The organism is Actinomadura geliboluensis (assembly GCF_043197915.1).
Taxonomy (GTDB): Bacteria; Actinomycetota; Actinomycetes; order Streptosporangiales; family Streptosporangiaceae; genus Spirillospora; species Spirillospora geliboluensis.
Window position 1 is genome coordinate 150,441 of the sequence record NZ_JBICUA010000010.1, and the last position, 13,744, is coordinate 164,184.

9 protein-coding genes are annotated in these 13,744 nt (G+C 73.4%); 6 read left to right on the forward strand and 3 right to left on the reverse strand.

From position 1 onward, the window contains the following. Positions 1-69 precede the first annotated feature (69 nt). The 4 genes from ACGFI1_RS30020 to ACGFI1_RS30035 are packed head-to-tail and all read left to right on the forward strand — an operon-like array spanning position 70 to position 5,335. Positions 70-1,311 (forward strand): cytochrome P450, encoded by a 1,242-nt coding sequence (locus tag ACGFI1_RS30020; protein ID WP_392790088.1) that lies wholly within the window; start codon positions 70-72, stop codon positions 1,309-1,311. Beyond that, positions 1,308-2,903 (forward strand): peroxidase family protein, encoded by a 1,596-nt coding sequence (locus tag ACGFI1_RS30025; protein WP_392790093.1) that lies wholly within the window; start codon positions 1,308-1,310, stop codon positions 2,901-2,903. Before ACGFI1_RS30020 ends, ACGFI1_RS30025 begins: the two co-directional genes overlap by 4 nt. Continuing rightward, positions 2,900-5,041: a hypothetical protein gene (locus tag ACGFI1_RS30030; protein WP_392790094.1), complete on the forward strand. Its 2,142-nt coding sequence runs from the start codon at positions 2,900-2,902 to the stop codon at positions 5,039-5,041. The genes ACGFI1_RS30025 and ACGFI1_RS30030 overlap by 4 nt, the downstream gene beginning before the upstream one ends. 9 nt (positions 5,042-5,050) lie before the next feature. Then, positions 5,051-5,335: a hypothetical protein gene (locus tag ACGFI1_RS30035; RefSeq protein WP_392790097.1), complete on the forward strand. Its 285-nt coding sequence runs from the start codon at positions 5,051-5,053 to the stop codon at positions 5,333-5,335. Here ACGFI1_RS30035 and fxsT read toward each other — a convergent pair. Both fxsT and ACGFI1_RS30045 read right to left on the reverse strand, forming a co-directional pair. Beyond that, positions 5,330-10,372, reverse strand: a complete 5,043-nt coding sequence (fxsT, locus tag ACGFI1_RS30040) for an FxSxx-COOH system tetratricopeptide repeat protein (protein WP_392790099.1) — start codon at positions 10,370-10,372, stop codon at positions 5,330-5,332. The two genes, ACGFI1_RS30035 and fxsT, sit on opposite strands and share 6 nt — an antisense overlap. 119 nt (positions 10,373-10,491) lie before the next feature. Then, on the reverse strand, positions 10,492-11,352 hold the full coding sequence (locus tag ACGFI1_RS30045; RefSeq protein WP_392790101.1) for an NAD(P)-dependent oxidoreductase: 861 nt from the start codon (positions 11,350-11,352) through the stop codon (positions 10,492-10,494). Between the two features lie 73 nt (positions 11,353-11,425). Here ACGFI1_RS30045 and ACGFI1_RS30050 point away from each other — a divergent pair, with 73 nt between their 5' ends. Continuing rightward, entirely contained in the window at positions 11,426-11,830 is a 405-nt protein-coding gene (locus ACGFI1_RS30050) for a MerR family transcriptional regulator (protein WP_392790104.1), read from the forward strand. A 33-nt stretch (positions 11,831-11,863) separates the two neighbouring features. Here the strand turns inward: ACGFI1_RS30050 and ACGFI1_RS30055 are convergent, their stop codons facing one another. Next, positions 11,864-13,063, reverse strand: a complete 1,200-nt coding sequence (locus ACGFI1_RS30055) for a nucleotide disphospho-sugar-binding domain-containing protein (protein WP_392790107.1) — start codon at positions 13,061-13,063, stop codon at positions 11,864-11,866. Positions 13,064-13,226: 163 nt separating this feature from the next. Between ACGFI1_RS30055 and ACGFI1_RS30060 the strand changes: the two genes are divergently transcribed. After that, a complete protein-coding gene (locus tag ACGFI1_RS30060; protein ID WP_392790110.1) occupies positions 13,227-13,733 on the forward strand; it encodes an allene oxide cyclase barrel-like domain-containing protein in 507 nt (168 codons plus the stop codon). The last annotated feature ends 11 nt before the right edge of the window (positions 13,734-13,744 follow it).

Sequence of the window (13,744 nt, forward strand, 5' to 3'; positions counted from 1 at the left end):
TCTCTTGGCGGTGACGGTTCGGACTCTTACTCTCTGGATCCGGCCGGTCACGACTTGGGAGCTGATGCCATGCAGCCAGAGGGGTACCTCGCCGCCTACGACGCCCTCGTCCGGGCCGATCCGGGCAGCGCCCAGGTCCGGCTGGCCGGGTGGTTGCGCACCGACTGGCGGGAGCTGTTCGCCGAGCTGCGCGCGGACCGGCCCGTCCTCGCGGCGCCGGCCTTCACCCTGGTCACCCGGCACGCCGACGTGACCGAGGTGCTGTCGCGGCCGGACGCGTTCCCGGTCAGCGCCTACCGTCCGTCGATGGAGGCCGCGCTCGGCGCCCCGATCATGCTGACCCGCGACGGGACCCCGATGAACTGGCGGGAGAAGGGCCTGATGCAGGTCATGCTCGCGCCCGAGGACGTCCCCGCCGTGCGCGCGCTCGCGGGTGAGCTCGCCGACGAGGCGCTGGACGCGGCCGACGGGGAGCTCGACGCGGTCGGCGGGGTGTTCCGGGGCGTCCCGCTGAAGGTCTGCGCCCGCTACTTCGGCTTCCCGGGGCCGGACGAGGCGACGCTGTCGCGCTGGTCGCGGGCCATCATGACCGACGTGACCGCCAACTTCACCGGCGATCCCGGCGTGCACGCGGCGGCGGTCGCCGCGGGCGCGGAGATGATGGCGTACCTGCGCGGCCTGGTCGCCGAGCGGCGCGCCGCGCCCGACGGCGCGGACGTGCTGGGCCGGCTGGTCCGCACCCGGCTGCCCGCCGAGCTCGGCTTCGACGACGAGCGCGTCGCGGTCAACGTCGCCGGCCTGCTGCTGGGGTTCGTCGAGAACGCCGCCGGGTCCATGACGAACGTGGTGTCGCTGCTGCTCGGCCGGCCCGAGCTGCACGCCGCGGCCGTGGCGGCCGCCGGCGACCCCGAGCGGTTCGACGGCCATGTCTGGGAGGCGCTGCGGTTCGACCCCTTCCTCAAGATGATCGCCCGCTACTGCGTGCGCGACCACGTGCTGCCCAGCGGGGCGACCGTCCCGGCCGGGCGCCTGGTCCTGGCGGCGGTCGCCTCCGCCATGTTCGACGACGACGCCGTGGACGACCCCGCCGCCTTCCGGGCCGACCGGCCCGCGGACGCCTGGATGCACTTCGGCCACGGCCCGCACGCCTGCCTGGGCGTGCACCCGGGCCGGGTCGTGATCGCCGAGACCCTGCGCCGCGTCCTGCTGAGACCTGGGCTGCGCGCCGGCGGGGAGGTGCGCCGCGACCGGGACGTCTTCCCCGACGGCTTCCCGCTGCGGTTCGACGCTCCGGCGCGGGAGGGGGCGTGACCGTGCGAGAGTCCCACCCGAGCGCCCGCGGCTTCGCCTCCGACGGCGCCCGCAACCGGCTGCGGTTCCTCGCGCTGACCCACGGCCGGCCGCTGTGGCGGCTCGCCGAGTCGTCCACCGCGCTGCGCCGCCGCATCAACGCCGCCGTGATCGACCAGGCGTGCCGGGAGATGCCGCCGCGGCCCGAACCGCTGAGCACGATGGCGCCGTACACGTCCTGGCCGTCGCTGACCGACCGCACCTACAGCGGCCGGCACCTGCCGCCCGTCCCCGACCAGGAGACCGGCCGCCCCACGGTCGAGCAGGCGGCCGACCTGTTCGCCCGCGACGGCGAGATGATCCCCTGCCCCCGCTCCACGGTCCTGTTCGCCTACTTCGCCCAGTGGTTCACCGACGGGTTCCTGCGCGGCGAGTCCGAGGAGCCCCGCGACCCGCGGCGCAGCACGTCCAACCACGAGATCGACCTCAACCCGCTGTACGGGCTGACGGCCGAGGCCACCGGCGCCGTGCGCGCCCGCGAGGGCGGGCTGCTCAAGAGCCAGCTGATCAACGGCGGCGAGTTCCCGCCGTACCTCTGCGAGAACGGCAAGATCAAGCCGGAGTTCTGGGCGCTGACGGCGGTCCGGATGGACATGCTGACCGACGCGCAGCGCGACACCCTGTTCGCGACCGGCGGCGACCGCGGCAACGTCCAGGTCGGCTTCACGATGATGACGGTGCTGTTCCTGCGCGAGCACAACCGGGTCGCCCGGGCGCTCGCGGCGGAGAACCCCCGCTGGGACGACGAGCGGCTCTTCCAGACCGCCCGCAACATCGTCATCGTCGAGGTCATCCGGCTGGTCGTCGAGGAGTACATCAACCACATCACGCCGTACCACTTCCGGTTCCTGCTCGACCCCCGCCTCTCCCGGACGCTGCAGCGCGCGCCCTGGCACCGGCAGAACTGGGCCTCGGTCGAGTTCAACCTGGTCTACCGCTGGCACAGCCTCATCCCGTCCAGCCTGGTCGTCGGCGACACCGAACTGCCCACGGCCCGGACGCTGTTCGGCGGCGCCCTGATCCCCGGCCCGGGGCTCGGCAGGCTGTTCGAGGACGCCTCCGAGCAGCGTGCCGGGCGCATCGGCCTGTTCAACACCGACCCGATCCTGCGCGAGGTCGAGATCTCCTCGATCAAGGACGCCCGCACCCTGCAACTGGCGTCCTACAACGACTACCGCGCCCACTGCCGCTTCCCCAGGGCGCGCGGCTTCGCCCAGGTGTCCGGCGACCCGTGCGTGCAGGACGCCCTCGCCGACCGGTACCGGAGCGTGGACGACCTGGAGCTGTACGTCGGCCTGTTCGCCGAGGAGCCCGGATCGCCCGCCGCCGTCCTGCCGCCCCTCCTCACCAAGATCATCGCGATCGACGCGTTCTCGCAAGCGCTCACCAACCCGCTGCTGGCCCCGCGCGTGCTGAACGCCGCGACCTTCACAACCGCCGGCCTGCGGACGATCGCCGAGACCCGCACGCTCGGCGACGTGGTCGCCCGCAACACCCCCGAGGACCCGCGGCCCCGGTTCGTGGGCATGACGTGGCGGGGAGCGGCGCGATGACCGCCCCCACCGGCGCGGCCCCGGGCGCGCCGCTGCCGGCCGCCGCGCGGGAGCTCGCCGAGATCGCGCACACGCTCCGGGAGGCGGCCGTGCACGCCACGGCGGCGCTGTCCGACCCGCAGGTCGCCGCGGCCGTGTGCCGCGCGCCCCGCGAGGGGTGGCGGGCGCAGCGGGCGCTGGCCCGCGCCGTCACCGACCCCGCCGGGCTCGGCTGGGCACCGGCGGGCGGCGTTCTCGGCGTCCTCGGCGCCAAGCTCGGCGGCTTCGCCGGGACGCCGAGCCTGCCCGTCGCGGTCATGACCACGTCGCTGCGGCTGCGCATCGCCGCGGTCGCCCTCGCCGAGCCCGCGCTCACCGAGGACCCGCTGGTCCGCCGGCTGGTCGAGGCGGCCGGCGAGGGCCGGTCCGGCATGCTCGGGGCACTGCGCGACCTGGTCGCCGACCGCGGCGCGGCGGGCGCGCTGAGCGCGCTGTCCCCCGTCTTCAGCGAGGTCCTCGCGCTGCGCGCGCTGCTCGACCGCAACCCGCTGAACGACCACACCGCCTGGCTCATCGCCACCGGCGCGGGCGCCGCGACCGCCGACCCGCTGACCGGGCTGAGCAACCGCGCCATCGCCCGGCTGGACCGCGGCCGCGGCGCCGCCCTGCGCGCCGAGCCGACCGCGGCGGAGGCCGCCCGGTTCTGCGCCGAGGCGTCCCTGCTCGGCCTGCTCGGCGACCTGATCGCGGTCGGGCCCACCGGCCGCGCGCTGCTGCTCACCGTGCGCGGCCCCGACGGCGCCGAACGGTACGTCCTGCTGGCGCCCGGGATGCGGCTCGGCGCACCGGACGGCGCGTCCCCCGCCGACCTGCTCGGCGCGTTCAGCAGCACCGTCCAGGACAGCGGCCCCTACAGCCGCGCCCTCGCCAAGGCCATCGACGACTACCGGATCCCCGCCGGCGCCGACCTCGCCCTGATCGGCCACAGCGCCGGCGGCGCGGCCGTCATGAGCCTGAGCCAGGACGCCGCCCTCAACGCCCGGTACCGGCTCACCCACGTCATCGCGATCGGGTCGCCGATCGACTTCAAGACCCCCGCCGACCCGGCGACCTGGGTCGCCAGCGTCACCAACCGGCACGACATCATCCCGAGCCTCGACGGGCAGGGCGCCGGGAACTGCTTCACGGAAGGACCCGGCCGGTACGTCGTGGACTACACCGACCCGACGCACCTGTTCCCCGCCTGCCACCGGCTTGAGCACTACGCCGCCAACATCGAGCACGACCTCCCCGAGGCGCGCGCGCACATCGAACAGCAGCTCGCGCCCTACAACGGCCCCGTCGTCAATCGCCGGCTATACGAGCTCTACGACGACGCCCGCCGCCCGGAGGGCTTCCCGTTCCTCAGCGTCGCCGCCCGCGCCGAGCCCACTCCCGACGGCCCGGTGGAGGTGCCCGCGCGGACATCGGACGCGGCTGCGCTCACGGCCTGGTTCGCGGTCGACGCCGCCTCCGCCGCCGCCGTCCTGGAGGAGGGCGGCGCCGTCCCGGTGCGGGCGGGGAAGCGGTCGCTGGTCGCGCTGTCCGTCCACGACCACCGGGCGAGCACGCTCGGGCCGCACCAGGAGGTCGCCCTCGGGCTAGTCGTCCACGATCCGTGGTGCCCCCGTCCCGTCGGCGTCTGGCTGGACCTGCTGCGCCGCCCGCACCTGCGCGGCGCCGGGCTGTGGACGCTCGCCACCGCGCTGAGCACCCCCGCCGCCGGCGCCGCCCACCGCAACCTGTGGAGCGAGCACGCCGTCACCGCCCCGATCCGCGTCCGCCTGGACGGCCGCGCCGCCGCGCTCACCGTCGGCACCCCGGACGACCGCGTCCTGACCTTCGCCGGGCCGCTCGGCCCGAGCAGCCCGGCCCGCTCCGGCGATCTGGTCGTCTACTCCGCCCTCGCGGGCGCGACACAGCGCACGCTCGTCCACACCCATGGCCAGGCCCGGCTGCACCCCGCCCCCCGGGCCCGGCTGCACACCGGCGCGGGCGACGACCCCCTGGCCGCCCGGCTGCGCGCCCTCGGCCTCGACGGCGCCCGGCCGATCCTCTGCCTCGCCCACCCGCACCGGATGCTCCGCCGCGACGCGGGCACCCTCGTCTTCCCCGCTTAGGAGGCCGCCTTGCCCGCCCGCCGCTCGGTCGCCGACTCCGCCGCCCTGCTGCGCTCCGACGCCGAGGCCGTCGAACACGCCACGGCCCGCCTCCGCGCCCTGGTCCAGCGCCTCCAGGACGACCCGGCGACACCCCCCTGGTTCACCGCAACCGCCGAAGCCCACATAACGGCCGCCACAACCGCCGCCACCGACCTGGCAGCCGCCGCCACCCACCTGAACGCCCTGTCGCAATCAAGGGTGGACACTCCATCGGCTGCCTTGCAGCCCGACCGGTCGAAGGCGGAGTCATAGCTGGTCCGTGTCCGTCAGGGGAGGCAGTTCGATGGTCGGAGTGAGGCGGCGGCCTCGGCGGGCGTCGATCGCGTCCGGTCGTATGTCGTCGGCTGTGGCGGCGAGGTGATGGAGGGCCTGGTCGCGCATGGCCGCCGCGTCGGGGTCTCCTAGACGGCGGAGGTCGGTGGACAGGTTGACGGCACCGGCCAGGGTGAGCGGGTGCCTCTCGCCGAGACGTGCGCGGAGTGCGGTGAGGGTCGTCCGCCCGAGGGCGGCGGCTGCTTCGAGATCGCCTTGGGCGGCGTGATCGCCGGCCAGGTTGACGGCGCAGGTGAGCGTGTAGGGATGGTCAGGGCCGACGCTCTGCGACAACCCATGATGGGCGGCGTGGTTCATGGACGCAGAGCCCGAGCCGGCGCCGTCCAGCCTGCATGCCGCGGCGAGATTGCTCTGGGCGGCGTAGGTGAAGGGGTGCTGTTCGCCGAGCACCTCGGTGATCTTGCGCAGCGTGGCGCCGAGCTGGTCGGTCGCCTCGTCCGGCCGTCCTGCGGCGAGCAGAGTGTTTCCGAGGCTCAGCTGGAAGACCAGATCGTCCACGCCGCTGGGATCGTGCCGGGTGCCGATATCGGTCAGTATCTCCAGCGCCTGCTCCGGCCCTGAACGGGGGGCGTCCCGCTCGGAGCCCATCAGTCGCAGGATCACGGCCGCGTCCCTGCCGACCATGGCCTTCACCGTGTTGCCGACGGTGGAGGAGAGGGACACAGCCCGTGCCTCTCCCGAGAGGAGCCGCCCAGCGCCGTAATCGCCTGCGAGGGTGGACGCTCTCGCGGCACCGCTGAGCGCCATGGCCGCGAGCGCCCATCGCCGCGCCGACCTCCTGCCGAGCAGGGCCTGGGCCGCCTGTGCGTAGGTTCGGTGGGCGGAGTCGTAGTCGCCCGCGAGCTCGTGGTCGAGAGCGAGGTGGAGCGCGGCGCCGATGGTCTGCTCACCGGTGTCGCCGAAGAGTTCTTCCGCGGTCGCGGCGGCACGACGGTCGAGGTCGAGGGCCCTGCCGAAGTCGCCCGTGAGCCTGAGACCGACGCCGAGTGACCGTGCCGCGGACGACTTCTCTTCGGGCCGCGCCTCGGGGACCGCCTCCCACACGTCGTGCGCGATCCGAAGGGCCGAGGCGAAGTCGCCGAGTGCGCGGTGGGCGCGGGCTCGCAGCAGTTGGGCCTGCCGCATCAGCGGCTCGGCCTCGCCGAGGTCCTCCTCCCACGCGGACACCGCCCGGTCCATGAGGCTCCGGCAAGACGCGTGGTCGCCGGTGAGGGCGAAGAACCGCGCGCAGTTGAGGATGAAGGAGCGGACGTCCGGGTGCGGGCACTCCAGCATCCGCGTGGGGTAGATGTGTCCGGCAAGTTCCGAGTACTGGTCCCGCGCCTCGGGGGCGTCGGGGTCGCTCGCGCCGGCGGCGAGCATCAGGTGCACGTGGTGCTGGACGTGCTGCCGCTCGTCGCGGGGGACGCCGTCCCGGACGAGGGCGGCGACCAGGCGGTTGGCCTGGATCTTGCGGCCCGGCGTGTCGACCGTGATGAGACCGTAGCGGCGCAGGCGGCTCACCGTCTCCAGGAACCTCAGCGGGTCGGCGAGCGACTCCATGCCGACGACCACGCGGTGCGCGGTGTACAGCACGTCGAAAGGGATGGGTTCGGGACCGAAGTGCGCGCAGTGCCTCAGCAGGATCGCGGCGAGCACGTCCTCCTCGAAGACCTGCTTGAGGGCCGACTCCATGGATGCCACCAGGCTCACCGGGTATTCGGTCGGGAGGCCGTTCCGCAGTCTGGCGTCCGCCTGGTTCTCCAGTTCGGCCAGATAGTCCTCGGCAGATCGTCCGGTCTCGGCGAGCAGCCCGGCGGCGTTCTCCAGTGACGTGGCCAGATCACCGAGGTAGTCCGCCAGCGCGTCGCCGGTTGTCTCGTCCAGCCCGGGGATCCTGCGTCGCAGGAAGGCCAGGCTTTCCGGCCTGCTGAAGACATCGATGGCCAGCCCGGCCGTCCCGGGCCCCCATCCGATGTTCCTGGACGTCACGAGGACGTGACCGGGCCCCGAGGGCAGCAGGTGATGCAACTCGTCCGGCTGGTCACAGTTGTCGAAGATGAGCAGCCACCGGTCGTAGGGGCTGCCGGTCTGGAGCGCGTGCAGCACCGAGGTGATCGCGGCGTCGGTGCCGACGTCCGCGGCCTGCCGTGCGCCGATGTAGGCGCCGAGCCGGGCGAGGTTCCCCCGGATCAGGGACGGCTGGTCCGAGGGGATCCACCAGACCATGTCGTAGTCGTCTCTGAAGCGGTAGGCGTACTCGATCGCGAGCTGGGTCTTGCCGACACCGCCCAACCCGTGGAGGACCTGCGTCGTGTCGCCGCCGGCAAGGCGGCGCCTCAGTTCCGCCAGTTCATCGTCGCGGCCGGAGAAGTAGGGGTTGCGCGGTGGGATCCGCCCCCAGACGCGCGGGTTCCGGCCGGCCTGCCGTTCGGTGCTCCGCATGCCGCTCGTCTCCGACCACAGGGCCAGGGACGGGAACCGGGCGGCGAACTCCTCGCCTCCGGCGGACGACAGCGCATCCAGCAGCACGCGCGCCTCCGCGTCGCCGCCGCCGGCCAGCGCCGCGAGCACGGGGACGCGGACGTCGAGGTCCCGGCCCTCGCCGCCGCCGACGCGGCGCAGCACCTCCGGCACGCCGGCGAGGCCCGCCTGCAGGATGGCCCGTGCGGCGTCCAACCGGGCCTCGGCCGTCAGCGCCGGCAGGACGATGACGTCCTCCAGGCAGCGGACGGTCTCGGCGTAGCCGCCGTCGGCGAGGGCGAGCAGCGCGCGCAGCCGCTGCCCCGGATCGGCGTCGGCGTCCTCGGTGATCTGCCGGTACCACTGGGCGGCCATGGCGCCGCCGACGGCCGCGGAGATGGTCGCCGGGGCCAGGGACGCGAGCGTCTCCCGTTCCTGCTCGGTGGCCGCACCGCGCAGGACGAGCCGTTCCAGGAGCCAGCGCCGGATCTCGTCCGCATCGGACTCTCTCAGGGCCGTCCGCAGGATCGCGCTGCCGTCCGGGAGCACCGCGCACAGGGCCTCGGCCGTGAACGCCCGCACCCAGGGCGATCCCCCGTCCCCCGTCGCCAGGGCGGTGAGCCGGTCGGTGACCTGCTCGTCCGAGGTCAGCTTGACCAGGACCTCCAGCGCCTCGGGCGCGCTGCGGTCGTCCCGGACCAACTGGTCGAACAGCCGGTCCACGACCTCGGCGCGAAGGTGGGCGCCGACCGGGATCCCGTCCGCGATGATCTCGCCCGCGACGCAGGTGTCCGCCCCGCCGCGCTCCATCAGCAGCGTGACCAGCGGGTCGGCCGAATGGGCACTCCGCGCGAGGGTGAACAGGGCCAGATTGCGGCCGTCCGGGCTGCGCGCGTCCGCCAGCCAGCTGGCGCGGTCGAACTCGCGCGCCCTGGGGCCGGCCGCGAGATATTCGGCGATGCTCGGATGGGCGAACCGCAGGCCGCCCGTGCGGGGGACGATCAGGCTGGTGCTCGTCAGGAGCCCCCGCACGGACACCTCCCAGCCCGGCAGGCCGTCGAACAGGTCGGGCGGCGCATGACCGCGCACCCACGCGGCGGCCGAGGCCGCCACCTGGGTCCCGCCCTGTGACAGGCACAGGTCCGCGGTCCCTTCCAGCAGGTCGCGCAGGTTGTCCGACAGCCAGTCCCAGGCCCGCCCGCCTCTCGGGCCCTGCCGGGCCAGGTCGGCGGCCGTGCCCTCCTCCTCGTCCGCCCTGACCCGGCGAGCGTTCAGCAGATGCTGGATGAAGCGCTCGTACAGGCCGGCTCGGCTGGTGGGCAAGGCGTCGTCCTGATCGGTCTCCAGGATCAGCGCCGTGATGGTCGCGATGAGCGGAACCCTGGCGATCGCCGATAACCGGGACGACGACACCGCCGCCACGAACCGCTCCAGCGTGATCGGCGGCGCCTCCAGCCCCGGACTGTGGGTCCGGTTGCGGTGCGCGACCCAGCGCTCGGCGAACGCGTACAGATCCCGCCGCTCGAATCCGCGGAGCGCGAAGCGCGTGATGTGCTCGCCGGAGAGGTTGCCCAGTTCCCCGAGCATCAGCGGACGCGTCGTGATCATGAATCGGCGGTGCTCGGCGCTCGCCGTCACGGCATCGCCCAGCCTGGCCAGGACCCGGGCCCGGCGGCGTGAGCTGAGCACCTGGTCGAGCCCGTCGACGACCACCAGCCAGGACTCGGCGTTCGGCGGCCGGTCATCGAACAGCTCCGCCCCGACCGACCGCCCGGTCACCTGGCGGCAGTGCGCCGCGAGCGCCTCCGAGACGCTCCTGTCCGCCAGGAGCTCGGCGGGGACGGACACCGGAAGGACGCTGCCATAGGGGGCGTCGCCCGCGTCGTCCGACCTGGATGCGTCCAACCACCAGCGGCACTGCTCCCTGAGGACCAGTGCCACGGCGGTCGATTTCCCGACGCCGGGCTCGGCCACGACGACCGTGCTCCGGTGGGCGAGGAGCATCTCCCGAATCGTGAACAGCTGTGCTTCCGCACGCCCCGGCTGCGGGACGGCCTCGGTCTTCTGCTCGACGTAGATCTCCGGAAGCGGCGGCGCCTCCCCGACGAAATACTCGTACTGGTGCCCGCGGGCGTCCTGCCACTGCTCCGTGAGCAGCAGCCGGAGGGCCGCCGGCAGCGGCATGCTCTGCCGGCGGAACGACAGCCAGGCCATGACCGCGGCGGCGCAGGCGAGCGCGCTCACCGCCCCCGCGATGGCCGACACGGGCCAATCCCAGGACCGCGGTGTCAGGCCCAGCGCGCGCACCGCCAGGACGATCAACGAGCAGGCCCCGAACACCGCGGCCGTCCGGAGCCAGACCGACCAGGCCGACGCCGGCCTGCGCGGGCCGTCCCCGTCATCATCGCCCCGCCGCCGCTGCGAGGAAGCGATCACCAGCCCCAGGATCCCGGCGGTGGCCCCGATGACCGACGCGAATTTATCCGCAAAGTCCAGCCACACCGGCATCCCCATGCCCACAGCCTAATTCGCCCACTCCCTCATTCCGCGGAAAGAACGGAACCGAAGAATGGTAGAAGATCAATTTCGAGCCCGACCCGGCGAACCATCGGCGACGTGTACGGGCACGGCGGTCAGTTGCCGCGGGGCTTGGTGAACTCCTTGATGAGGACGGGGTACTGTTCGGCGCCGTGGCCGGCGGCGATCGCGCGGTCGGCGATCGTCTTGAAGAGTTTCGGCAGTTCGGCGTTGACGCCCGCGGCCTCGCTCTCCTTGATCAGGTGGGTCATCGCCGCAGCGTCGGTCTCCAGGGCCGACACCTCGGCCGGGAAGGAGCCGGCGTCGACCTGCTCGGCGTAGCCGGGGAGCCATCCGGCCACGCCTTCCGCGATCTGCCGCGCGAACGGCGCATACGTCGCGGCGTCGACGCCGGCCGTCCTGACCAGGGCGGTGCCCTGGAGCCAGGCGTTCAGGACGCTCCACATCATGGCCAGGCCGGCCACGTCGTACAGGGACGCCAGTCCGGGGTCGTCGCCGAGATAGGTCACGGTGCCGAGCACTTCGAGCACCGGCCGGTGCGCCTCGAAATCCTGCTGCGGTCCGCTGTGCAGGATCACGGCTTCGGCCGTCCCGATCGCCGGTGGGACGGCCATGATGGCGCCGTCCAGATATCGGGCACCGCGCTGCGCGGCCCAGTGGGCGGTCTCCCGGGCCTCGGCGGAGTCGCCCGAGGTCAGATTGACCAGCGTCGCGCCGTCCAGTTCGACGCCGTCCGCGTCGAGCGACTCGCGCACGGCCCGGTAATCGGTGAGGCAGATGATCGTCAGGTTCCCCGCTTTGACCGCGTCGCCCACCGTGGGTGCGAGTTGCGCGCCCTCGGCGACCAGCGGGGCGGCCTTGGCCGCCGTACGGTTCCACACCGTGGTGGGATGGCCGGCCTTCAGGAAGGCACTGGCCAACGCCCGGCCCATGAGCCCGAGTCCGATGATCGTCACACGTGTATCGGTTCTGCTGTCCATGGCAGCATCGTCAACGTTGATACCGGTGTGAGAGTCAAGTGAGGTCTGGGTGCGGATCGGGGAACTGAGCCGGCGGACGGGCGTCAACGCCCACCAACTGCGCTATTACGAGGCCCGCGGCCTGCTGGCGGCGGACCGCCGCGCGAACGGCTACCGCGAGTACGACGAGTCCGCCGTGCTGCGGGTGAGGCAGATCCGGCATCTGCTCGGCGCCGGCCTGTCGTCCGAGGACATCGCCTACCTGCTGCCCTGCGCGGTCGGAGAGGCCCCGGAGCTGCTCGGATGCCCCGAACTGCTGACCGCGATGCGGTCGCGGCTGGAGCGCCTGGACGAGCAGATGACCAGGCTCGCGCAGTCCCGCGACGCCCTCGCCGACTACATCGACGCGGCCGAACGAACCGCCGCCGATAACTACCCGCCCTTCGACGACTGCCAGGCCCCCATCCCCGCCTGAACGGCCTCCCGCGCGGACGCGCGGTACCCGGCGTCAGGCCAGGTCTTCCAGGGTCCGGACGAGGTCGGTGGGGGCCGGCTGGGCGAGGATCTCCGCTTGGAGGCGGGTGGCGGCCGCGCGGACGGCGGGTTCCGTGAGGACGGTCGTCGCGGCGGCCTTGATGGCGTCGGCGGCGGTCTCGTCGGCGATCATGCCGATGCCGGCGCCGGTGGCGGCGAGGCGCTGGGCGTTGAAGATCTGGTCCGCGACCGGGGCGATGACCAGTTGGGGGACGCCGTGGCGGGCGGCGGTGAGCAGGGTGCCGGCGCCGCCGTGGTGGACGACCGCGTCGCAGCTCGGCAGCAGCAGGTCGTGCGGGAGGCCGGAGACCAGGCGGGCGCCGGCGGGCAGCTCGCCGACCAGGGCGTGGTCGCGTTCGGGGATGGTCGCCACGATCTCCACGTCGAGGCTCTCCAGGGCCTTGAGGATCTCCGGCACCAGGTAGCCGTCGGAGCCGACAAGCTGGGTGTTCACGGTGCTCCAGGTGACGCACACCCTGGGGCGGCGCGGGGGTTCGACCAGCCAGCCGGGCAGTTCGGCGTTGTCGTTGTACGGCGTGTAGCGCACCGGTATCCGGTCGGGGACCTGGATCTGCAGGGACGCTGGGCACGGGTCGATGTTGCGCAGGGCGTGGTCGGCCTGGGGTTCCACCCCGTACCGCTCGTAGAGGCGCACCAGGTCGGGCGGCCATTCGGCAGGGGGCGCCCCTAGGCCGGGGAAGCCGGCGTGCCGGGAGATGTCCGGGCCCCACAGGTGGCGGACGAGGCGGGCGCCGGACGCCGCCGCCGCGAGGGGGGCGGCGAGCACGATCGGGACGGTCACGATGACGTCCGGGCGCCAGGCGCGGGCGAACGGCACCAGGTCCTCGGCCATGTCCTCGGCGGCCCGCACGTGCGGCGCGAGCCGGGCGTGGCGGAGCCGGCGGACCGTCTCCGGGGGCAGCGCGGCGAGGTCGCCGGGGCGGGGGGCGCGGCCGATCTCGCGCTGGATGCCCTGGTGGGCCTCGGCGAGCCCGGCGGTGAAGTCGTAGCGCCCGCCGGCGCGGAGCACGGGCATGCCCGAGCGGACCACGGCGTCCACCGGGGGCCGGGCCGCGATCCGCACCTCGTGCCCGGCGGCGCGGCACGCCCACGCGAGCGGGACGAGGTGGAAGTAATGCGCGATGCCGGCCAGCGGAGTGAACAGGATCCGCACGGTTTCTCCCTTCCCCGGAATGAGGGTGGCCCGAGCACACCAGCGCGTTCTTAAGCACCGGCAAAGCACGGCCGCGCGGGGACCGCCAAGTCATGCGTTAGGTGGGCTTAAGGCCGCGTCCGGAGGGTGAACAGCGACCAGCACACCGAAGAAGGGAACCGCCATGCGGCCGTCCGTGCGGAAGCCGGGGACCATCGCGCTCACGACGTTGACGGCGCTCGCCTGCGTGAGCGCCGGGTCCGCCGCGCACGCCGAGAGCAAGCGGTGGGACTGCGTGAACATCACCGGTCTCACGGAGGTCGTGACCATCGTGGACCGGACCGATGTCGCGCCTGCTGGGCCGAGCCTCGGGGACGTCTCGACGTTCCACGACGAGTTCTTCGACGCGTCCGGCGCCAAGGTCGGCACGGCCGACGGCACGGCGAAGCTGATCCCCGTGGTGCTGGACAACCTGCAGTGGGTCGACAGCACCGACCTCTACGGCGACGGGACGATCCGGGCCACCGGGATCACGTCCATCAACCAGGCGCTCGAAGGCAAGGTGCTGACGCTCGGCGCGGTCGGCAAGAGCGGCCGTTACGCGGGCAAGTTCGGGACGCGGACGTTCCGGCTCGTCGAGCAGCGGGACGGCCACAACGTCTACGAGACGAATTACCGGCTCTGCGGCTGAGACACGACGAC